This window comes from Lentzea sp. NPDC020367 (assembly GCF_044387305.1).
In the GTDB taxonomy this organism is placed as follows: Bacteria; Actinomycetota; Actinomycetes; order Mycobacteriales; family Pseudonocardiaceae; genus Lentzea.
This window is the reverse complement of record NZ_JBIRVV010000002.1, coordinates 105,844-126,950: the sequence shown is the minus strand read 5'-3', so window position 1 is coordinate 126,950 and position 21,107 is coordinate 105,844. Positions and strand designations below refer to the sequence as shown.

Sequence of the window (21,107 nt, the reverse complement as noted above, 5' to 3'; positions counted from 1 at the left end):
GGACATCTCGATGAAGGCCGTCATCTACCGCGACACCGGCGGTCCCGAAGTTCTCGAGCTCGTCGACCGAGACCTGCCCTCACCTGGCCCCGGTGAGGTTCGCGTCCGGGTTGCCGTCTCAGGCGTGAACCCGGCCGACGCGCAGGCCCGTTCCGGCAACGCTCACCCCAAGAGCTTCCCCGAGATCACCCCGCACAACGACGGCGCGGGCACGATCGACGCCGTCGGTGACGGTGTCGATCCGGGCAGGGTCGGCCAGCGGGTGTGGCTGTTCATGGCCGCAGCAGGGCGACCGGCGGGCACCGCGGCCGAGTTCACGGTCGTGCCCGCTGACCGGGCCGTGCCGCTGCCTGACGACGTCGGGTTCGAGGCCGGCGCCGCGATCGGCATTCCCGCTCTCACCGCGCACCGCGCGCTCACCGTCGCCGAGGACGGACCTCAACGCCTGCGCCCCGGTGCGCTCGACGGCAAGGTCGTGCTCGCCGCGGGTGGTGCCGGAGCGGTCGGGCACGCCGTGATCCAACTGGCCCGCTGGGCCGGTGCCACCGTGATCAGCACGGTCAGCGGCCAGGAAAAAGCCCGGCTGGCCACCGCCGCCGGCGCCCACCACGTCATCCACTACCGCGAAGGCGACCCGGCCGCCGCGATCCGCGAGATCGCCCCGGACGGCGTCGACGTCATCGCCGAGGTCGCCCTCGGCGCGAACCTCGAACTCGACCTCGCCGTCCTGCGCTTCCGCGGCACGATCTCCACCTACGCCAACGACGGCGGCCGGCCGGTCGAGCTCGACGTGCGGCGGAACATGGTGATGAACACCCGCCTCCAGTTCCTCGTCCTCTACACCGCGGGACCGCAGGTCCTGGCCGCGGCCGTCGAGGACGTCACCGCCGCCCTCGCCGACGGCGCCCTGCCCGTCGGCGAGGAACACGGCCTGCCTCTGCTGCGCTTCCCGCTCGCCCACACCGCCGACGCCCACCGGGTCGTGGAGAACGGCGCCGTCGGCAAGGTCCTGATCGACGTCGCGCCCTGATCAACCGGCGGCGTTCATGAGGTCCACCGCGCTGTGTTGCCGGGCAGCGTCACTGCGCTGGAACGGGCCCGCCCACGGCTGGTCGTACGAGTCGGCGCTGGAGCGGTCCCGCGCGTAGGCGGTGTCTGCCTGGCGGCGCAGGTAGTTCGTGTACGGGTGGTCCGCCAACGCTCTGTTCAACGTGGACAGACCTCGAACGTAGATTCCCTTGAAGGACGGGACGTCCCCGCCACCGCCGTCGTCGAACAGGGTGCCGCCGGGGTTGAGGAAGCTGCTGCTGGTCGAGGCGTCGGCGAGTGTGCGCGCCTTGGCGAGCAGGCTCGCGTCGCCGGTGGCCCGGTACAGCTCCGTCAGCGCGGCGAGCGGAACGCCCTGGTTGTAGCTCCACGGCGTCAGGTTGTTGTTGGCGCAGGTGGCCGTGGTCAGACCGTCGTTGACCAGGTTGGCGCTGTTGATCATCTTGCTGTTCACGAACCAGGTCCAGCCGGCCCTGGCGCGCTGCAGGTACACGGTGTCGCCGGGGATCCTGTTGTGCAGCGCGGCGTTGAGCTGCACGTACAACGAGTTGGCGATCGCGTTCTTGTAGGTCTTGCTCGAGCTCCACCACACGCCGCCGCCACACACCGAGTCCCAGTAACGGAAGATGTGGTCCGCGCCGACCCTGGCGGTGTTCAGATACCTGCTGTCGCCGGTCAGGTCGTAGGCGGCCAGCCACGCCAGGCCCCACCAGGCGACGTCGTCGTTGTAGTCGTTGATGAAGTTGCCCTGCCACGCCAGGCGGTTGAGGTCGTAGGTGCGGGCGATGGCGTAGCGGTAGCTGGGCATCCCGGTCAGGCGGCTGTTGTCGATGATCGCGGTGAGCGCGTTGGCGGAGTTCCACCAGCCGGTCGTGTCGAACAGTCCGTTGCCGAGGTTGTACCGCTCCATCAACGCCGTCGCCGCGGCCGTCCGACGTTCGCCTGCGTTCCACGTCGTGCGATACCAACTGGTGCACGCGATCGCGGACGACCCGGCCGGCCGTCCGCAGGCTCGCAGCAGGCCGACGCCGAAGTTCGCCCAGTCGTCGACGTTGAACATCATGGTGCGCCACTCGCCGAATCCCGGCGGGGCCGCCGTGTTGCCCAGCCTCGATCCGGAACCCCAGCTGACACCGGCGTCGAAGGACCGGTCCAGCCACACCTCGTCACCCTGCCCGGCAGCCGAGATCACCGCCCAGCCCATCGCGTCGGCGTCGTCGAAGTGCAGGGAGACCCGGCGTCCGCCGACGGTGACGGTCTGGGTGAGCCGGTCCGCGGGCGCGAGGGCGGGATCGCGGGCGTCGCAGTACCTGTTGCAGATGACGGCCGAGGCGACCGGCGCGGCGTTCCCCGTCGACGGCGGGCCACCGGTCGGCGGCAGCGTCTTGGTGTCAGGCCGGTAGGCGGAGCGCCGTGCACTGGGAGGCAGCGAGGGATCGCGGTTGTCGCAGTAGTTGTCGCAGTCGACAGAGGGCTGATTCACTTGTGGCGCAACGGCCACTGATTCCGCCGGTGCGGCCACGACGAGTGCGGACATCATCAGGGACGTGAGAAGGACAGCTCTCAGCACGAGACCTCCCGGTGCAGGGTGGGCGCCCGGACAGTTCTATGAGAGCGCTCTCAATTTTCAGGCTAGGGGCGGCCGATTCCGTCGTCAACGCATCCAACCGGTCAGGTGTTTGTCAGGCTGTCGCCCAGCGATGCGGGATCAGACCGCCTGGTCGAGCAGCCTGCGGACGACGTCCAGCAGTTCGGTCTCCGCGTACGGCTTGGCGAGCAGAACCGCCGTGTCGTCCAGCTCTTCGGCGGTCGTGCAGCCGGACACGTACAGCACGGGCAGATCAGGCTGGATCCGCCGCACCGTGGCCACGAGCTCCGGTCCGCCCATCTTCGGCATCGCGACATCGGTCACGACGAGGTCGATGTCGTCGTGGGTGTCGACGAGTGTCAGCGCCTGCAGGCCGTTGCACGCCTCGATCACCGCGTACCCAGATCGTTCCAGCGAGTGGCGTGCCACGGCGCGCACCTGGCTGTCGTCCTCCACCAGCAGGATGGTCTCCGAGCCCCGCTGAGGGGACGTCCGGGGCGTGGCGCGGGGGAGCGGTGCGGCGGGCGTCTGCGCGCGGGGCAGGTACACGGCGACCGTCGTGCCCGCGCCGGGCGAGCTCGTCAGGTCGATCTGGCCGCCGCTCTGCTGCACGATGCCGAACACCGTGGCCAGGCCGAGGCCGGTGCCCTTGCCCACGGGCTTCGTGGTGAAGTACGGCTCGAAGATCTGCGTTTGGACCGACTCGTCCATACCGGTGCCGGTGTCGCTCACCCGGAGCGCCACGTAGTCACCAGGGTGCACGCCGACGATGCGGCCGGCGTGGCCGGCCTCGAGGACCACGTCGTCCGTGCCGATGCCGAGCACACCGCCGCCGGGCATCGCGTCACGGGCGTTCGCGGCCAGGTTGAACAGGATCTGCTCGACCTGGCCGGCGTCCGCCCAGACCGGCGACACGTGCGCGGGCAGGTCCAGCGCCAGCTCCACGTCGTCGCCGATCAGGGTCGCCAGCATGGCCCGCACCTTGGTGATCGCCGCGTTGAGGTCCACTCGTTCCGGGTTCAGCACCTGCTGGCGGGTGAACGCGAGCAGCTGGCGGGTCAGGTTCGCCGCGCGCTCACCGGAGTGCCGGATGTCCTCGATCTCCGGACGCCGTGGGTCGTCCGGTGAACAGCGGCGCAGGAACGCCTCGCTGTTGCCGTTGATGACGGTCAGGATGTTGTTGAAGTCGTGGGCGATGCCCCCGGTGAGGCGGCCGATCGCCTCCATCTTCTGCGCGTGCCGCAGCTGTGCCTCCAGCCGCTCGCGCTCGGCGATCTCGTCGACCAGTGCTGCGGTGCGTTCCTGCACCCGGTCCTCCAGCTCGGCGTGGGCCAGCTCGAGCGAGTGCCGCGCCTGCTCGGCCTCGGCGAGTGCCTGCCGTTCCCGCTCGAGCATCCTGATGCCGCGCAACGCACTGCTGAGCTGCTGCTGGATCGCCTCGTAGACCCAGCCCGGCATCGCGCCCACCTCGAACAGCGCGAACCCCAGCTGCTCCTCGAGCCCGAAGAGCGCGGCGGCCACGAAGTTGCCCGGCGCCGGCCGGTCCATCCGGTGGGGTGTGAGCTCGGTGGACCGGAACGTCAGCGCGGTGCGCTCCGGCCGGAGTTCGCCGTTCTCGTACGACATCAGCGGGCGCGCCCACTCACGGGTCGACTCGAACGTCATCACGTGGCAGCCGGGGATCCCCATCCTGGGCAGTTCGGCCACCAGCGCGTCGCTGAGCTCGGCGACGTCCCGCGAGACGATCAGCCGCTGGCCGGCCTCGCGCACGGTCTGGTCCTGCCGTTCGTGCAGGAGGTACTCGAACGTCCTCTCCCGCTCGACCACGTCGGACACCATCAGCTGCACCCGCAGCCACAGGTCCTCGGTCGCGCCCTCGTCGGCGCCGCGCGCGAGAGCGAACCGGCGCAGGTAGAACAACGGCGCCCACCACGACTGCGCCGCGCATCCGGCGCGGGCGCTGTCGCGCAGGTACTCCGCGAACACACCGAGGAAGTCCTCCGGTCGTCCGACGTCGAGGAACAGGCGGGTCAGGTGTTCGGCCCAGCCGTCCGGCAGCACGGCCGACTTCGGACCGAGCCCCCGCCGCAGGTTCGCGGCGACCGCCTCGGCGGTGTCGTGCTCCGGCACGGCGAGCACACCGTGCGCCGGTACGGAGATTCCGTCGCCGGAAGGGATGCAGCCGCACGAGCGGCGGACGACGAGCTCGGTGGGAACGATCTCCAGCGCGGGCACGGGCTCACCGCGGACCAACGCGCGCGCGAGTTCGGCGGCGCGGCGCCCCATCTCGTAGAACGGAGCACGCACCGTCGTGAGCGCGGGCGTTCCCGCGTCGATGTTGACCCGGCGGTGCACGCTGCCGGAGGCCGGCCGCGCGGGCGCCTGGTAGCCGAGATCGTTCGAGCGGATGCACGTGTGGTTGTCGTACCCGACGACCGCCACGTCCTCCGGCGTGCGCAGGCCCGCCTCCTGCACCGCGGTCACGACGCCCAGCGCGAACTCGTCGTTGGCCGCCGCGAAGGCGTCCGGCGGTTCCGCGTCCCCGGCCAGGATCGCGGCGACCGCGTCCGCCGCGGCGGCGGGATCCCAGGACGGGGCGGGCGTGGTCACGAGCCCAGGCTCGATCGGCAGGCCGTGGCGGGTGAGCGCGTCCACGTAACCCTGGTAGCGGTCCTGCGCGCCGACGTGGGCCAGCGGACCGCGCACGAAGCCGATCCGCCGATGGCCGTGCACCTCGATCAGGTGGCTGACCGCCTGGTCCATGCCGGCGCGGTTGTCCATCAGCACCGTCGGCCAGTCCGCCAGGTGCGCCTCGACGCTGATGATCGGGATGGGCGCGTAGCGGACGGCGAACTCGCGCATCGCGGCCTCGCCGATCTGCTGGCTGATCCGCGTCGTCCAGATGACGAGCGCGTCGATCCGGCCGGGCGCGATGAGGTCGTAGACCGCGTTGGCCTGTCGTTTGTGGCGGTCCGGGTGCGCCAGCTCGGTGCCGGCGAAGCAGACGAGGTCGCAGCCGCCGGCGGCCGCGCCGTCGCTGACGCCCTGCCACTGCTCACCGGCGAGCTCGATGAGCGGGCCTGCCGTGATCATGCCGATGGTGGGTCGCACCGTCGCGCCGTTTCCCACGAAACCTCACACCTGGCTCGTCGTGTGGTCGAACCGGCGTCAGATGATACGCGCGGTGTGGAATACCTGACACCCCGTTACGATCAATTCGGCCATTTCCCGCTGCGGCCGGCGGGCTTCGTCGTCGACGGAGTCGCGGTCTCCAGCACCTCGTCCTCGACCAGGCGGGCGATGTGCGGCCAGTGGTCCACCAGGTAGAAGTGACCGCCTGGCAGCACGTGCAGCTGGGTCGTCCCGGCGGTGTGCAGCTGCCACGCACGTGCCTCGTCGAGCGTCACCATCGGGTCGTCGTCGCCCAGGAGCACGGAGGTGGGCGCGGTGACGCCGGGGCCGTCGGCGTAGCGGTGCGTTTCGGCGGCCCGGTAGTCCGCGCGCACCGCGGGGAGGACCATGCGGAGGATCTTCTTGTTGTGCAGCAACGCGGAGTTCGTTCCGTTCAGCTCCTGCATCGCGGCGATCAGGCCGTCGTCGTCTCGCTGGTGGACCCGTTCGTCGCGCCAGCACGACGGCGCACGTCTGCCGGACACGAAGAGGTGTGCCGTGGGCACCCGTCGTGCCAGTTCGAACGCGAGCATCGCCCCCATGCTGTGTCCGAAGAGGACGATCCGGCGGTCTGCCAGTGGTGCCAGCGCTTCGGCGATCAGGTCCGCCAGCGTGGCGAGGTCGTCGACGCACGGCTCGTGCCCGCGGTCCTGCCGGCCGGGGTACTGCACGGCCAGCACGTCGGCCACCGGGGACAACTTCTCGGCGAACGGCAGGTAGAAGCTCGCCGAACCCCCGGCGTGGGGCAGGCACACGACCTGGGTCTCGTGGTCCTGGCGCGGCCGGAAGCTCCGCAGCCAGGCGTCGTGGTCGAACCGGGTCATCGTCCGGCACCGGCGCCGCGGAGATCACCGGCGGGCGGGGTGACCTGGCCGGCCGCCATGCGCCGCTTCAGGACGGTGATCAGCGGTGCCGCCATGAAGGTGGTGACCAGGGCCATCAGGACCATGATCGTGAACAGGGCCGGGGAGACCACGCCCAGTTGCACGCCGACGGTCAGGATCACCACCTCGGTCAGCCCGCGCGTGTTCATCAGAACGCCGATCAGCAACGACTCGTTCCACCGGTCGCCGGTCAGGCGTGCGGCGAGCGTGGCCCCGCCCAGCTTGCCGATGGTGGCGACCACGACGACCAGCAGCGCGGTCAGCCAGAGCGCGGCGGTGGTGAGCTGGTCGATCCGGGTGGACAGTCCCACGAGGCCGAAGAACATCGGCAGCAGCAGCACGGAGATGATGCTCTCCAGCTTCGCCTCCACGTCGCGCTGCCACTCGGGGTCACGCGGCATCACGGCGCCGGCCAGGAAGCATCCGAAGATCGCGTGGATGCCGATCTGGTCGGTCGTCCAGGCGCTCAGGATCGCCACGGCGACCATCACCCAGATCGACGGGTGGCCGAGCTTGCGCAACAGGGGGCGGACGACGGCGAGCATCACGACGACGTAGACGATCGACAGGAGGAGCGTCCGCACCACGTCCTCGGAACCGGAGGACTTGGCGACGGCGACCACGACCGCCAGCATGATCCACGCGTAGATGTCGTTGATGGCCGCGCACACCAGGCTGACCACGCCCACCCGGGTCGACAGCAGATCGGACTCCCGCAGCAGCCGGGAGAGCACCGGGAACGCGGTGATCGCCATGGCCGCCGCGAAGAACAGGACGAACGCCAGCTCGTCGGTCCGCTGCCCGAACCGGGGGTACAGCCACACGGCCAGGGGCACCGCGAGGGCGATCGGGACGAGCAGCGACGCGTGACTGATCACCGTGACCTTGCGTCCCTGCCCGCGCAACGACTTCACGTCGATCTCCAGGCCGACCAGGAACATGAACATCACCAGGCCGGTCTGGGCCAGGACGTTCAGTCCCGTGATCACCTGAGGTGGGAACAGGTAGGCCATCAGCCCTGGCCACACCAGGCCCAGCACGCTGGGGCCCAGCAGGATCCCGGCGACGATCTCCCCGAGCACTCTGGGCTGGCCGATCTTGCTCACCAGCCAGCCGACGACCCGCACGGCGACCGTGAGCACGGCCATGGCGAGCAGGATGCGACCGCTGACCGTTGCGGCGTCCAGGTTTCCCACGTGTCGTTCAACTCCTCATCGGCCAGATTCGAAGATCAGTTCACGCACCAGTTCACTCGCGCCCGCCGCGATGGTCCCCGCCATGGCGTCGCGGTGGAGGCGGGCGGGCACGGAGTCGTCGAGGTATCCCCGTGCCCCGTGGTACTGCACGCAGACCTGCGCGGCCGTCACCGCCAGCTCGGTCGCGGTCAGCTTGAGCACGGCGGCGGCCTTGGTGTCGAGCCGTCCGGCGCAGTGCTCGTTCGCCAGCTGGTAGCCGTACGTCCGCACCAGTTCGAACTGGGCGTCGAGGTCGGCGAGGCGGTGCCGGACCGCCTGGTTGGCGCTCAACGCGGCGCCGCGCACCTGGTGGGACCGGACGAACGACCGCAGCAGGTCGAGGCAGTGCCGGACGCCGCCGACCGCCAGGAGGCCCGCGACCAGCCGTTCGAAGTCCAGCGCCGGCATCAGGTACATCAGCGCCCGGTCGGGCTTGCCGATCACTCCTGCTGCGGGCACGTCGTCGAACGACACCCGGCACGCGTCCGCCGCACGCCAGCCGAGCGTCTCGTGCCGGTGCCGGGTGATGCCGTGGGAGCGGCCGTCGACGACGAGCAGGCTCGCGCCGGACAACACCGGGGCGGTACCGCCGTCGCGGGTCCTGGCCAGCACGATGAAGTAGTCCGCGGCGGAACCGTTGGCCACGTACAGCTTCTCGCCGGTCAGCCGGTAGGTGCCGCCGTCCGGTTTGGCCACTGTGGACAGCCGGGACAGGTCCGTGCCGGCGTTCTGCTCGGTGATGGCCAGCGCGGCGATCTTTCCGGGCGTGAGCCAGGTGGCCCGCTGCGACTCGGTGCCGTACAGGTGCAGGTACGCGGGTGCCATGTAGGCGCTGACGCCGATCGACGCGCGGATGCCCGCGTATCCGGTGCCGCCCAGCTCCTCCAGGAAGACGGCGCTGCGCAGGAAGCCGGGACCGTTGTGCGGCAAGGAGAGCAGGCCGGCCTCGGCCAGTGCGCGCCACCCGTCGGCCGACACGTGCCCCTGCCGCTCCCACTGGTCGGCGTGCGGCAGCACGGCCTTGTCCAGGACGGACCGGATCTCCTGGCGGAAGTCGTCGGTCATGACACCGGCCGCAGGGAGGACAGGAGTGCCTGGCGGTCCACTTTTCCGTGCGTGGACAGGGGAAGCGACTCGCGGATCTCGATCACGGCCGGAATCATGTACGGCGGCAACCGGTGCGCCAGGTGGTTCCGCAACGTCTCGCTCGTGCCGTCCGACACGACGAACGCCATGAGCACCCGCTCGCCGGTGCCGGTGACGTGCACGGTGACGAACGCCTGGCGGACTTCCGGGTGCCCGGCCAGGACGTGCCGGACCTCGCCGAGCTCGATCCGGTGGCCGTTGATCTTGACCTGGTCGTCGTCGCGGCCCTGGAACACGAGTACGCCGTCGGTCTGGAGGTACACCAGGTCACCGGTGTGGTAGAGCCGTTCGGGAACGCCGTCGACCACGTAGTCCACGAACCGTCGCGCGGTCGCCTCCGGCATCCCGGCGTATCCGGGGGACAGGCCGGGGCCGGACAGGCACAGCTCGCCCGTCTCGCCGGGTTCGCACAGCCTGCCGTCGCGGACGACGTGCACCCGCGTGTTCTGGATCGGCCGTCCGATGGGCAGCGGCCGATCCGCCGGCTGCGGCCCGGTCAACGGGTAGTAGGTGGCGAACGTGGTGCACTCGGTCGGGCCGTACACGCTGACGAGCCGTCCCGTGCCGTAGTGGGCCAGTGCTTTCTCGATGTGGGGCAACGAATGCGCCTCGCCACCGGTCAGGATGGTGTCCACGCTGCTGAGAGCGTCGATGTCCTCGTCGACCATCGTGTTGAACAACGCCGTGGTCAGGAAGACCGTGCTGACCGAGTGCCGCCGGACCACCCGGCCCAGTTCGGACAGCCGGACGAAACCGCCGGGGTAGAGCACGCAGGTGCCGCCGTTGAGCAGTGCGCCCCAGATCTCGAACGTGGCCGCGTCGAAGGTGACCGGGGCGAGCAACAGGGTGACGGTCCGCTCGTCGAGGCGGGCGTAGCGGGCGTCGTGGACCAGCCGGACGACCGACCTGTGCTGGATCGGCACTCCCTTGGGCCGCCCGGTCGATCCCGACGTGAAGTTGATGTACGCGATGTCCTCGGGAAGCACCGCGAGTGCCGGGTTCACGGTGCCGTCACCGTCCGATGAGGACGTTGCGACGACCTGGCACCGCGGCAGCCGCGGGGTGAGGACGTCCGGCTGGTCGGTGACCACCCGCGCGCAGCCGGCGATGCCGAACATCGTGTGCAGGCGCGCGTCCGGCCACGACGGGTCGAACGGCAGGTACACCGCGCCGCACTTGATGATCGCGAGCAGCGTGACGACGAGCTCGCAGGATCGCCGCACGCACACGCCGACCACCTCGCCGGGCTGAACCCCTCGGTGGAGAAGGTGATCCGCCAGCCGGTTGGCGGAGGTGTTCAGCTGGGCGTAGGTCATCCGCCGCTCGCCGTGCACGAGCGCGGTCGCCGCACCGTTCTGCCGGACGCGGTGCTCGAACAGCTCCTTCACGCTGCTGTCCGACGGAAAGGGAACCGAAGTGTCCACATTGGCCAAAACGTGCACCGCGCGTGCCCCGGGCCCGGCCGTGAGCCGCTTCATGCGCCTCCCTTGAGATCTGCTTCCTGCCTGCGGGTGGACCAGCGCCGAAGGACGAACCCGGGAACGCGCTGCGGGCACTACGCCTGTGGTGCGTCGACCTGCTGCCGGTTGCGGGCGATGCTCTCGGCGATCTCCCGGATGCCGCTGTTGCCGAACAGGTCCTCGGGCGGGAGCGAGTCCTCGCCGAAGGTCTCCTCGGCCCTGGCGATCAGCTTCACGGCGGTCAGCGACGACCCTCCGGCCCGGAAGAAGTCGGAGTCGGCGTCCACGTTCAGCCCGAGGTCCTGACAGGCGGCCAGGACCCAGGCCTGGACGGTGTCGGTGCCGGTCTCGGTGTCGTCGTTCGCCATCAGGCCGGCGCCCCTTCGCGGACGGGGAAGCGGTAACCGTTCACAGTGGACTCGACGAACTTGTTGTGGCCGAAGTGGTCCTGGCCGGAGGTCAGCACGTTGCCGAACCTGTCCAGGCTCGCCGCGCCACCGAACTCGGCGAGTGAGTCCGAGTGCGGGTAGACCTGCACGGAGGTCGGCAGGTAGCGGCCGGCGAACCCGAGCCGCATCTGGTCGGTCTTGCCCGCGTGCGGATGCGAGGCGTGCATCAGCGTGGACCAGAAGATGATGAACTGACCCTGGCGCATCACCTGCGAGACGGCCTTGGCCTCGTCGGGAGACCAGTTGGGGTCCTTCTGCAGCTGCCGGTAGTCGTAGCCGAAGAACCCGCGCCGCACCCCGGACTTCTCCACGTTGTTGACCAGGTCGGGGTTGTAGTCCATGACCTTGGACTCGTCGTAGTTCATCGACCTGTGGGAGCCGGGGATGAACTGCAGGCATCCCATGTCCACCGACGCCTCGGTGAACGCCGTCCACACCGTGATGGTGCCGCCGAAGTCGGCGTCCTCCGGCCACACGATCTGGGGGTGCTTCGAGCCGGCCACGTTGGAGAAGTTGTCGGCCTGGTGCCAGTCCGTGCCCTCGTCACCGGGGTACTTGGGGAAGAACTCCGAGCGCCAGCACAGCGTGTCCGGGCCGAGGATGCTGGACACCCTGTCCACGATCTCCGGACGGGTGATGTGCTCGGCCAGGAAGTCGACGTCCAGGTGCCGGTCGTAGTTCGACAGGTTCGTCACGCCGGAGATGGTCTTGCCGCCGCCGTAGACGGCTTTTTTCGTGTTGATGAGTTTCGGTCGCAAGGCCTGCAGATTTGCGGCCATCTCCTCGGGCTCGTAGAGATCGAACGGCCCGATGTATCCGTTGGTGTGGAACTGCGCGAGTTCCGATTCGCTCAATGCGAACGCATTGCCCTCGGATGTCATGATTACCCCTGCTGTTCGGAAATGTGCACGCCAAATTCGCACGGCGGGCGTGCCGTGCTCGGAGGTCGACAATTAAATGTAGAAATCTCAACTGAGCCGAAGGAAAGATTCGGCTGCCGTGACCTTGTTCGCGTGGATCCGGTGTCGCGCGCTATGTCGTCAGCGCTGGCCGGCTCTTGCAGTCACACCCCTGTGACCTGCGGGTTTAGCTGATCCATTTCGGCTTGGCGACAACGTCCACCCCAATTTGGTCCCCAGTGCAATTCGCTCCTGGTGGCGCCCCCTGCGCGGTTGAAGCTGGAGCGACCGTAACCAAATCGCCGCTGGCATGTCAAGGTTTTGCCTGACTGGTGGCCTATTTGGTTCAGGCTTGCCCTCGGTGTGCCGTCAAGGTAATACTGACGACGGTACTGGGGTCTATTCGTGTGGTTCATACATGCACATGTGCGCGGAATGTGCGCACGGGTGTATGTCCACCGGTGTACGTCCGTTAGGCGTACATCCACGGGTATACGTCCATGGGTGTACGCCACTGCAGGGGGAGGGGGCCTTCGATGTTCGGGGGCGGGCTCGGCACGCCCGGAGAGTCGTCCGGGCAGCCACCCTTACGGGGTAGGACGCGGGAGCTGGAGTACTTCGACCACCTGCTGGAGACGTTCGGCGGAAATTCCGCTCGTGTGGTGGAGCTGGCGGGTGAGCCCGGCATGGGCAAGACCCGTCTGCTGGCCGCGTGGCGCGAGCGGGCGGAACGCGCCGGCGCGAGGGTGGCGCACGGTGAGGTCGTGGCCAAGCCGCTGATGACGGAGTTCGCGGTGTTCGTCGACGCCCTCGATGATCTGCTGGCCTCGGGCGGTGTGGATCTTTTGTCCGAAATGGACCCGCGTGCCGCATTGCGGCTGCCGGAGATCTTCCCGGCCCTGCACACGTCCGGGGCGGCCCGGATACAGCCACAGGAACGGCATTACTGGGCCAGTCAGGGGATTCGCGCGCTGCTCGGCAGACTGAGCGAGGACAAGCCGCTCGTGCTCCTGCTGGACGACGTGCACCACGCGCACCAGAGCTCCATCGAGATGATCCTCAACCTGGTGCGCCGTCCGCCGGCCGCACCGTTGCTGCTCGTGCTGACTCATCGGCCGCGGCAGACGCCGGTGGACCTGCTCAGCGCGCTGGGCACGGCGGCCGAGACCGGCGCGGTGCGGCGGATCGAGCTCGGGCCCCTGGACGAGGCCGACGCGGTGCGTCTGCTCCCCGTCACCACGCGGCCGGGTCGTCGCAGGGTGCTGTACCGGCTCAGCGGTGGGCAACCCGGTCTGCTGAACGCGCTGGCCGCCGGGCCGCACGACGACACGGCGATCGTCGACGACATGCCGTCGCCCCATCCGGTCGCGGCGGCCGTGGGCATGGACCTGCGGGCGCTCGGGCCGGCGGGACGGCTGTTCGCCCAGGCCGCCGCCGTAGTCGGCGACGCGTTCGACCCGGCGCTCGTGGCCGAGGTCGCGGAGCTCGAACACGACAGCGCGCTGGCGGGACTGGACGAGCTGATCGCACAGGACCTGGTGCGCACCAGGAACAACCGGCTCGGCTTCCGCGACGGTGTGGTCCGTTCGATCTGCTACCACCACTCGGGTGGCGGATGGCGGATCGGTGCGCACGCCCGCGCGTACGAGGCGCTGTGGAAGCGCGGTGCACCGCTCGCCGACCAGGCACACCATCTGGAGAGAGCCGGGAACTCGGAGACCGGGCGGGACGCGGAGACGCTTCTGGCCGCGGCCAGGAGCACCGGTGACCGCATGCCCGGCACGGTGTCGCGCTGGCTGCGGCGGTTGCTGGAGCAGCATGATCTGCTGCGCGGGGAAGTGATCACCCGGCTGGCGAGGGCGACCGCGTTGTCCGGGCAGCTCGCCGCCAGCCTTCCCGGCCACCAGCTGGCGTGGAAGCACCACGCCGAGCTGGATCCGGCGACGCTCGCCGGCCTGGCGGAGTCCCATGTCAGGGTGTTGCGCCTGCTCGGCAGGTTCGACGACGCGACGGAACTGATGCGCACCGCGGCCGGGCAGGTCGAACTGCCCCTCGCTCTCGCCGAGATCGCGCTGGACAGCGGCGGTGACGTGGCCGGTCTGCTGGCGCCGGTGAGAGCGCTGGCCGAAGACGATCCTCGTGCGTCGGCTGTGCACAGCGCGATGCTGGCCACGCTCGGACGTGGCACGGAGGCGATGGCGGTGGCCGACCGCGCCGCCGAGGCGTTCGAGGAGCCGCGCGAGGACGTCGCTTCGGCGTGCGAGGTTCTCGACTGGCTGGGCTGGGCCAACATCTGGTCCGGACGTAGTGCGGAGGCGCTGTGCCAGTTCACGCGCGGCCTGGAGCTCGCCGAGCGGTACCAGCAGACCCACGTTCTCGGCAGACTCAACCTCGGGCTGGCCACCGCGCACCTGCGAGACGGCGCTCTGGGACTGGCGGTGGACCATGCCGCGGACGCGAGCGCGCTGGCGTCCGCGACCGGGTCGGCCGCGCTGGAGGTGCGGGCGAAGCGGCTGTGCGCCGAGATCGGGCACGTGATCACGAGCGGCGGCACGGCGTTGTCGGGGTCGCTGTGGGCGGTGCTGGCCGGGCTGAGCGCGACGGCGGGCAGGAGCGAGGACGCGCGGTTCTGGCACGCGCTGGAGGACGAGCTGTCCTCCAGGCCAGGTCCGGCCGATCAGCTGGGGCTGATGCTGCTGGCCACGGCGTGCCTGGAGTGGGCGACCGACCAGAACCGGGCGCGGCAGGTGCTCCGGGTCGCCGTGGTCGTGTTGTCCGCACGCTCGCACCGGGTGTTGCTCGCCGTGCTCCGGCTGGAGGGCGCGCCCGCGCGAGATGCCGGGGAAACCGAGGCGGAGGATCTCGAGAATGTCGTCGTGGAGCGGCTGAGCCTGTTGAGCGTGCGGGAGAACCAGGTGGCGGAACTCGTGGCGCGCGGACGGACCAACCAGCAAATCGCTCGGGCGCTGACGTTGAGCCACAAGACGGTGGAGACCTATTTGCGTCGGATCTTCGACAAGCTGGAGGTCTCGTCCCGATCTGAGGTAGCGGCCATGACCGGCACAATGCGTCGAATCGCGTAGCTTCTCGTCCGGTTGATGAACGCCGGCGTTCATCAACCGGACGAGAACAACGGCCTGGGTGCCGTTCTCCGGACGCGGAAACATTCTTCGACGCCTCAGGCCCGCTCGGCCGGGTCGAGGACGACCCGTGTGCCGGCGCCGTCGAGCGCCCGGCTCACCGGCGACTCCGCTCTGCCGTCGGAGATCACCACCGTCCGCACGCCGCCCCGCAGGGCCTCACGCGCCGCGATCAGCTTCACCGACATGCCACCGGTCACGGCGGACGCGCTGTCCTCGGTGAGGGTGTGGGCGTCCATCAGCGACGAGGGGTCGGCCGGATCGCGGAGCAGACCCGGAGCGGCGGTGAGGAACACCAGCGCGTCCGCCTTGAGCTCGGCGGCCACGGCGGCGGCCACCCGGTCGGCGTTGACGTTGACCGGACGGCCGTCCTCGGCGAGCGCCGGCGGCGAGATGACCGGGGTGAACCCGTTGTCCAGCAACAGTTCCAGCAACGATCCGGCCACGGACGAGATCCGTCCACTGTGGTCGTCGCGAACCAGGACGCGCTTGCCGTCCACCACGGCCCGGATCGCGGCACGGCGTTCGGCCCGCAGGAGTCCGGCGTCCAAACCGGACAGTCCGATCGCTCTGACGCCGCCGTCGCCCAACGCGCCGAGCACGGCCGGGCGGACCTGGCCGAGCAGCGCCAGTTGCAGCACCTCGAGGGTGGCCGCGTCGGTGTGGCGGGTGGTGACGCCGCTGGCGGACGTGAGATGACGTTGCGGCACGCCGAGCCGCTCCGCCAGGGAGTCGACGGTCGCCGAGCCGCCGTGCACGAGCACCACCCGGCGGCCGCCGTGGACCAGGGCCGCCACGTCCGCGCAGACCCCGGTGGGGTCTATCCCGGCCGCGCCACCGACCTTGACCACCAGCACCTGGTCCATGCCTCTCCTGCCTGTGTCGGGGCCGTGGCCTAGATCGGGTGCAGCCCGACGAAGCCCAGTCCGGCTCGCTCCGGCCAGCCCATCCGGATGTTCAGGCACTGCACCGCGTTGCCCGCGCCGCCCTTGCCGAGGTTGTCCAGCGCCGCCACGGCCAGCACGCGGTCACCGTCCACGGCGAACCCGATGTCGCAGAAGTTGGTGCCCGCCAAGATCTTCGGTTCGGGCAGCCGGTAGAGCCCCCGGCGCTGCGCCACGATCCGCACGAACGGTTCGTCCTGATAGGCGGCCCGGTACGCACGGCGCAGGTCGTTCTCGGTGACCCCGCGAGCCGTGGCGTGGCACAGGACCTGGGCCCCGCGCACGGCCTCGACACCGGTCGCGGTCATGCGCGCCCGCAGTCCGGTCTCCTGGGCGACCTCGGCCTCGTGCCGGTGGCGGACCGGTGCGAAGACCCGCATCGCGCCGCTGCGCTCGGAATGCAGGTTCATGCCGGTCGCGGTCGCGCCGGAGCCACTGGAGCCGATCTTGGCGTCGATGGTGACGTCCGGGTCGATCAGGCCGGCCAGTGGTGCCAGCGCCAGGGTCGCCGCGTTGGCCATGCATCCCGGCACGCTGATCCGGGACGCCGTCCGCAGCGCGTCCCGGTGCCGTTCCGGCAGTCCGGGGGTGAACCCGGCCAGCAGGTCAGCGGCCGGGTGCGCGGAGTCGTAGTACGTCTCGTAGACCGCGGGGTCCTTGAGCCGGAAGTCCGCGGTGAGGTCGACGACCAGCGGTGCGGCCGAACCGACGCGCCGCACCAGCTCGGCGGCTTTCCCGTGCGACACCGCGACGAACAGCACGTCGTGGGATTCGAGGTCGTCGGGGTGCGTGAACGTGAGAGAGGTGTGGCCACGCAGGTTGGGGTGCGCGCTGTCGGCCCGCTTGCCCTGCTGGCTCGTGGAGTACACCCGCGTGACCTCGACCTCGGGGTGACCGGTGAGCAGCCGGAGCAGCTCACCGCCGATGTACCCGGCCGCGCCGACGATTCCGGCGGAGATCGACGCCACCTACTCGCCCCAGTCCTCGTCCATCTCCGGGGCCAGTGCCAGCACCAGCGGCTCGGCGGTGACCACCTCCAGCTCGCTCATGCAGTCAGGGCACTCCACGATCTCGTTCTGCGTCAACGAGTTCGTGATCTCGATCGCGCCTTCACACTCGGGGCACGCCGTCGCGGTGGTCATGGCTTCTCCTCTGGTGTCCAGCCGAGCATGTGGTCCTGGCACTGTCCGAAGTAGTCCGGAAAGTCCCCTACAGCAGGTCCTTCGCCGCCGCGACGACGGCGTCCGGGCTCACCCCTGCCGCGGTCAGCAGTTCCAGCTCGTCGCCGACCAGGTCGAAGAACGAGATCGGGACGCCGATCCGCCGCACGCGGCACGGCACGGTCTCGGCGAGCACCTCGCAGACCGCGCTGCTCATCCCGCCTTCCAGCACGTGGTCCTCGACCGTGACGATGCCGCCGGTCTGCTCGGCCGCCGCGACGATCGCGGCCCGGTCGATGGGCTTGACGGTGTGCATGTCCAGCACCCGCGCACGGATTCCCGCTGCTGCGAGCAGGTTGTGCGCCTGCAGGGCCATCACGACCGGGTAGGGCCCGGTGGCGATGATCGTCACGTCGTCACCGTCGCGCAGCCGGGCGGCCTGGCCCAGGACGAAGTCGGCGGACGACTCGTGCACCAACGGAGTGGCTGCCCGGCCGAGCCGCAGGAACAGCGGACCGGGGAGGTCCGCGGTGGCCAGCACCGCCGCCTCGGTCTCCACCGAGTCGGCCGGCACGACGACGGTCATGTTGGGCATGGTGCGGGCGATGGCGATGTCCTCCAGCGCGTGGTGCGTGGGCCCGTAGTGCCCGGCGGAGAACCCGGCGTGCGTGACCACGATCCGCACCGGCAGGTTGTTGCCCGCGATGTCGACCTTCATCTGCTCGCACGCGCGGCACGTGGCGAACGTGCTGATGGTGTTGGCGTACGGGAGGAAGCCCGCGGAGGCCAGTCCCGCGCTGACGCCCATCATGTTCGCCTCGGCGATGCCGACGTTGGTGTACCGCTCGGGGAACTGTTCGCCGAAACCCGTTTCCAGCCCGCCCATGTCGGAATCCACGCAGAACACCCGCTGGTCCCGTTCGGCCAGCTCGCCGAGGACCCGGCGGTAGACCTCGCGGGTGGGCACCAGGACGCCGGGTGCTGTCTCGACGCTCATGACGTCCTCCTCGCCCTCGCCCGCAGGCCCGCCTGTGCCCTGGTGAGCAGGGCGGGCGTCAGCGTGACGTGGTGGCTCTTCTTCTTGTCCTCGAACAACGGCACGCCTTTTCCCTTGACCGTCCGCGCGATGACCGCGGTGGGCCGGCCCGGCTCCAGCGACGTGAAGACCTCGCGCAGCGCGTCCAGGTCGTGGCCGTCGACCTCGGTGGTGGCCCAGCCGAAGCTGCGCCACCGGTCGGCCAGCGGCTCCAGTCCCAGCTGCTCGGTGCGGCCGGTGATCTGCCAGCCGTTGCGGTCCACGATCGCCACCAGGTTGTCCAGGCCCGCCGCGGGGGCGTACTGGGCCGCCTCCCACACCGAGCCCTCCTGCAGTTCGCCGTCGCCCATCAGGACGAACGTCCGGTACGCGTGGCCCAGGCGTTGGGCGGCCAGTGCGACTCCCGCGCCGAGGGACAGCCCGTGCCCCAGTGAGCCGCTGGGGAACTCGACGCCCGGCAGGCGGCGCAACGGGTGACCCGCGAGCCGGCCGCCGGTGGCCGCATAAGTGTCCACTTCGGACTCCGGGATGAACCCGGCGGAGGCCAGCACGGCGTAGAGGGCCGCGCTCGCGTGACCCTTGCTGAGGATGAACCTGTCGCGCAGCGGCCAGTCGGGTTCGTCCGGCCGCACGTTCAGGATTTCGTCGTACAGCAAGGTGAGCACGTCGACGCAGGACAGGCTGCCACCGACGTGCGTACCGGACGGCGAGGATCCCATCCGCAGGATCTGCTCACGGTTGTGCAGTGCCCTGGCGGCGAGTGAGGTGCTCATACCGCCACCTTCGAAGGGTGGTCCAGGCTGCGGGCGATCGGGATCAGGGTGTCCAGGTTGTCCCACACCTTGCGGAACGCCTCGGCGCACCGCAGCAGCACCGGGCCGCTGGCCGGGTTGAGGTGCCAGCGTTGCAGCGTCAGTGACGACTCGATGACCGCCGTGGTCTGCGGGTACGAGTCCTGGTAGGCGACGTCGCCGCCCAGCTTCCACGGGTACCCGCCGAACCCGGCACGGGTCTGGAAGGCTTCCTGCATCGGCAGCGGAACCAGCTGGTACGGCTGGACCGGGACGCCTTCGGCGCGCAGTGCCCGGTGCACGATCGACCGCAACGCGCCGGGGTGGACGTCCGGGTGACCCATCGCCTCGGGATCGAAGCGGAACCGCAGGATGTGCCAGGCGTGGGTCCGGTCAGGGGGCACGGTCGGCAACACCAGTCCTGGCAGGCCGGCCAGTGCGGCCAGCATGGCCTCGATGTTGTGCTTCCTGGCCACGTCGTACTCCGGCAGCCTGGCCAGCTGAGCACGGGCGAACGCCGCCTGGATGGCACTGAGCTTGGCGTTTCCGGCCAGCACGCGGGAGACGTAGTCCCGTTCCCGGCCGCCGCGCAGGTCCTCGCCGAACTGCCGGTGCAGCACGACCTTCCGGTGCAGCTCGGGGTCGGCCGTCGTGATCAGGCCGCCTTCGCCGCACGTGGGCAGGTTCTTGACCACGTTGAGGCTGAACGTGGCGACGTCGCCGAGCGTGCCGGTGCGCTTGCCCTGGTAGCTGGCGCCGTGCGACTGGGCGGCGTCCTCGATCAACAGCAGGTCGTGCCGGTCGGCCAGCGCCCGCAACTCGGCCATGTCCGCGGGCAGGCCGTGCAGGTGCACCACGAGGATCGCGCGGGTCCGCGACGTGATCGCCGCCGCCGCGGCTTCGGGCGACATGTTGTAGGTGACCGGATCGATGTCGACGAACACCGGCACCAGCATGCGTTGCACGGCACCCACCGCGCTGGCGATGAAGCTCAGCGCGGGCACCAGGATCTCCGCACCCGGCTCGATCCCGGCCGCGGCGATGGCCAGTTCGATGGCCGCGGTGCCGTTGACCACCGCGGCGCAGTGCGGGGCACCGACGAACTCGGCCCATTCCGCCTCCAGCGCGGCCACCTCGCCGCCGCCGGTGCTGTTGGACGTGAACTGCCCGCTGTCCAGCACGCGCCGGGTGGCCTCGTGTTCGGCGTCGGTGATCACCGGCCACCGGATCTGCTCGGGAGGGACGCTGCCCTTCCCGATCACCTTGGTGCCACCGAACATCGCCAGCTTGTCGCTCATGCCGCACCGATGCCGAGCTTGCGGGTCGCGAAGTCCACGTAGGCCCCGACCAGGTCCACCGACAGCACCTCGAGGGCGCCGTGGAACTCCGGTGTGTGGTTGACCTCGTTGACCAGGTAGCCGCTGTCGGGGGACTCCAGCACGTCGATGCCGAGGATGCCGTCACCCACCACGTCGGCCGTCGCGCGCAGGAGCTTGGTGAGCTCCTCGTCCGGCTCGCAGCGTGCCGTCGTCCCACCCCTGGCGGTGTTCGTGCGCCACTCGTCGGAGATCTTGTAGATCACGCCGATGATCTCGCCGCCCATCACGTAGGCCTTGATGTCGCGGCCGGGCTTGTCGACGTACTCCTGCACGTACACGACCTGGTACTGCGGGCTGGGCAGCGCGCGGCGGTGTTCGAGCATGATCTCCGCGGAGTTGCGGTCGGTGGGCCTGGCGGCCAGGTGCCCCCACGACCCGTTCACCGGCTTGGACACCAGGGGGAACCCGAAGGTCTCCAGGTGCTCCAGCGCGTGCTCCGGCGAGAGGCTCACGGCCGCCCGCGGCACCGGCAGTCCGGCGGCGTGCAGAGCGAGGGTGGTGAGCAGCTTGTCACCGCACAGCGCGATGATGTCGGCGCTGTTGACCACGGTCAGGCCCGCGTGCTCCAGCAGCCGGGCCGCGTACATGTTGCGGGTGTGCGAGATCTCGCGGCTGATGACGCCCGCGTACCTCGGCTTGGGTGCTTGCAGCTCGAACAAGGCCCGGCGGGGGTCGATCACCTCCACCGGCACCCCGCGCCTGGCCAGTTCGGCGAGGATGAGTTTCTCCTCGAGGCGGACACGCGATGCCAGAACGGCGACAGGCAGATCCATCAAGT

Annotated in this window: 17 protein-coding genes; 2 read left to right on the top strand and 15 right to left on the bottom strand. The window is 70.0% G+C overall.

The window, feature by feature from the left end; genetic code table 11:
• Positions 1-10: 10 nt before the first annotated feature.
• Complete coding sequence (locus ACH413_RS07680; RefSeq protein WP_360033632.1) at positions 11-1,030, top strand: NADPH:quinone reductase; 1,020 nt, start codon at positions 11-13, stop codon at positions 1,028-1,030.
• On the opposite strand, the gene ACH413_RS07675 is transcribed toward ACH413_RS07680, so the two are convergent.
• The 8 genes from ACH413_RS07675 to ACH413_RS07640 all read right to left on the bottom strand — a co-directional run bounded on the left by ACH413_RS07675 (position 1,031) and on the right by ACH413_RS07640 (position 11,834).
• Positions 1,031-2,617, bottom strand: a complete 1,587-nt coding sequence (locus ACH413_RS07675; protein WP_360033635.1) for a glycoside hydrolase family 76 protein — start codon at positions 2,615-2,617, stop codon at positions 1,031-1,033.
• 138 nt (positions 2,618-2,755) lie between these two features.
• Positions 2,756-5,746 (bottom strand): substrate-binding domain-containing protein, encoded by a 2,991-nt coding sequence (locus tag ACH413_RS07670; protein WP_360033637.1) that lies wholly within the window; start codon positions 5,744-5,746, stop codon positions 2,756-2,758.
• Positions 5,747-5,847: 101 nt separating this feature from the next.
• Positions 5,848-6,630 (bottom strand): alpha/beta fold hydrolase, encoded by a 783-nt coding sequence (locus ACH413_RS07665; RefSeq protein ID WP_360033640.1) that lies wholly within the window; start codon positions 6,628-6,630, stop codon positions 5,848-5,850.
• Positions 6,627-7,886 (bottom strand): cation:proton antiporter, encoded by a 1,260-nt coding sequence (locus ACH413_RS07660; protein ID WP_360033643.1) that lies wholly within the window; start codon positions 7,884-7,886, stop codon positions 6,627-6,629. The genes ACH413_RS07665 and ACH413_RS07660 overlap by 4 nt, the downstream gene beginning before the upstream one ends.
• A gap of 15 nt (positions 7,887-7,901) precedes the next feature.
• Entirely contained in the window at positions 7,902-8,990 is a 1,089-nt protein-coding gene (locus ACH413_RS07655; protein ID WP_360033646.1) for an acyl-CoA dehydrogenase family protein, read from the bottom strand.
• On the bottom strand, positions 8,987-10,459 hold the full coding sequence (locus ACH413_RS07650) for an amino acid adenylation domain-containing protein (RefSeq protein ID WP_396424922.1): 1,473 nt from the start codon (positions 10,457-10,459) through the stop codon (positions 8,987-8,989). The genes ACH413_RS07655 and ACH413_RS07650 overlap by 4 nt, the downstream gene beginning before the upstream one ends.
• 167 nt (positions 10,460-10,626) lie before the next feature.
• Positions 10,627-10,899, bottom strand: a complete 273-nt coding sequence (locus ACH413_RS07645) for an acyl carrier protein (protein WP_360033652.1) — start codon at positions 10,897-10,899, stop codon at positions 10,627-10,629.
• The gene (locus ACH413_RS07640; protein WP_360033655.1) at positions 10,899-11,834 is read right to left on the bottom strand and encodes a chlorinating enzyme; all 936 of its coding nucleotides are present in this window, start codon (positions 11,832-11,834) and stop codon (positions 10,899-10,901) included. Before ACH413_RS07640 ends, ACH413_RS07645 begins: the two co-directional genes overlap by 1 nt.
• 581 nt (positions 11,835-12,415) lie before the next feature.
• Here ACH413_RS07640 and ACH413_RS07635 point away from each other — a divergent pair.
• Entirely contained in the window at positions 12,416-14,962 is a 2,547-nt protein-coding gene (locus ACH413_RS07635; RefSeq protein ID WP_360033658.1) for an AAA family ATPase, read from the top strand.
• A gap of 95 nt (positions 14,963-15,057) precedes the next feature.
• Here the strand turns inward: ACH413_RS07635 and ACH413_RS07630 are convergent, their stop codons facing one another.
• The 7 genes from ACH413_RS07630 to lysX all read right to left on the bottom strand — a co-directional run bounded on the left by ACH413_RS07630 (position 15,058) and on the right by lysX (position 21,102).
• Positions 15,058-15,885, bottom strand: a complete 828-nt coding sequence (locus ACH413_RS07630; RefSeq protein ID WP_360033660.1) for a [LysW]-aminoadipate kinase — start codon at positions 15,883-15,885, stop codon at positions 15,058-15,060.
• A gap of 29 nt (positions 15,886-15,914) precedes the next feature.
• Positions 15,915-16,931 carry an N-acetyl-gamma-glutamyl-phosphate reductase gene (argC, locus tag ACH413_RS07625; protein ID WP_360033663.1) on the bottom strand — a complete coding sequence of 339 codons (1,017 nt, stop codon included), beginning with the start codon at positions 16,929-16,931 and terminating at the stop codon, positions 15,915-15,917.
• Positions 16,932-17,105, bottom strand: a complete 174-nt coding sequence (gene lysW / locus ACH413_RS07620) for a lysine biosynthesis protein LysW (RefSeq protein ID WP_360033666.1) — start codon at positions 17,103-17,105, stop codon at positions 16,932-16,934.
• Positions 17,106-17,172: 67 nt separating this feature from the next.
• The gene (locus ACH413_RS07615; protein WP_360033669.1) at positions 17,173-18,120 is read right to left on the bottom strand and encodes a transketolase C-terminal domain-containing protein; all 948 of its coding nucleotides are present in this window, start codon (positions 18,118-18,120) and stop codon (positions 17,173-17,175) included.
• Positions 18,117-18,932, bottom strand: a complete 816-nt coding sequence (locus tag ACH413_RS07610; protein ID WP_360033672.1) for a transketolase — start codon at positions 18,930-18,932, stop codon at positions 18,117-18,119. The genes ACH413_RS07615 and ACH413_RS07610 overlap by 4 nt, the downstream gene beginning before the upstream one ends.
• Positions 18,929-20,248 (bottom strand): DegT/DnrJ/EryC1/StrS family aminotransferase, encoded by a 1,320-nt coding sequence (locus ACH413_RS07605; protein WP_360033674.1) that lies wholly within the window; start codon positions 20,246-20,248, stop codon positions 18,929-18,931. The genes ACH413_RS07610 and ACH413_RS07605 overlap by 4 nt, the downstream gene beginning before the upstream one ends.
• Positions 20,245-21,102 carry a lysine biosynthesis protein LysX gene (gene lysX / locus ACH413_RS07600; protein WP_360033676.1) on the bottom strand — a complete coding sequence of 286 codons (858 nt, stop codon included), beginning with the start codon at positions 21,100-21,102 and terminating at the stop codon, positions 20,245-20,247. Before lysX ends, ACH413_RS07605 begins: the two co-directional genes overlap by 4 nt.
• Positions 21,103-21,107: the final 5 nt, after the last annotated feature.

Bases quoted from the DNA above. Each gene is read 5' to 3' on its own strand.
- ACH413_RS07655 (WP_360033646.1), bottom strand. From the start codon at position 8,990: ATGACCGACGACTTCCGCCAGGAGATCCGGTCCGTCCTGGACAAGGCC.
- ACH413_RS07605 (WP_360033674.1), bottom strand. From the start codon at position 20,248: ATGAGCGACAAGCTGGCGATGTTCGGTGGCACCAAGGTGATCGGGAAG.
- lysW (WP_360033666.1), bottom strand. From the start codon at position 17,105: ATGACCACCGCGACGGCGTGCCCCGAGTGTGAAGGCGCGATCGAGATC.
- ACH413_RS07665 (WP_360033640.1), bottom strand. From the start codon at position 6,630: ATGACCCGGTTCGACCACGACGCCTGGCTGCGGAGCTTCCGGCCGCGC.
- ACH413_RS07610 (WP_360033672.1), bottom strand. From the start codon at position 18,932: ATGAGCACCTCACTCGCCGCCAGGGCACTGCACAACCGTGAGCAGATC.
- ACH413_RS07635 (WP_360033658.1), top strand. From the start codon at position 12,416: ATGTTCGGGGGCGGGCTCGGCACGCCCGGAGAGTCGTCCGGGCAGCCA.
- lysX (WP_360033676.1), bottom strand. From the start codon at position 21,102: ATGGATCTGCCTGTCGCCGTTCTGGCATCGCGTGTCCGCCTCGAGGAG.
- ACH413_RS07615 (WP_360033669.1), bottom strand. From the start codon at position 18,120: ATGAGCGTCGAGACAGCACCCGGCGTCCTGGTGCCCACCCGCGAGGTC.
- ACH413_RS07645 (WP_360033652.1), bottom strand. From the start codon at position 10,899: ATGGCGAACGACGACACCGAGACCGGCACCGACACCGTCCAGGCCTGG.
- ACH413_RS07680 (WP_360033632.1), top strand. From the start codon at position 11: ATGAAGGCCGTCATCTACCGCGACACCGGCGGTCCCGAAGTTCTCGAG.
- ACH413_RS07630 (WP_360033660.1), bottom strand. From the start codon at position 15,885: ATGGACCAGGTGCTGGTGGTCAAGGTCGGTGGCGCGGCCGGGATAGAC.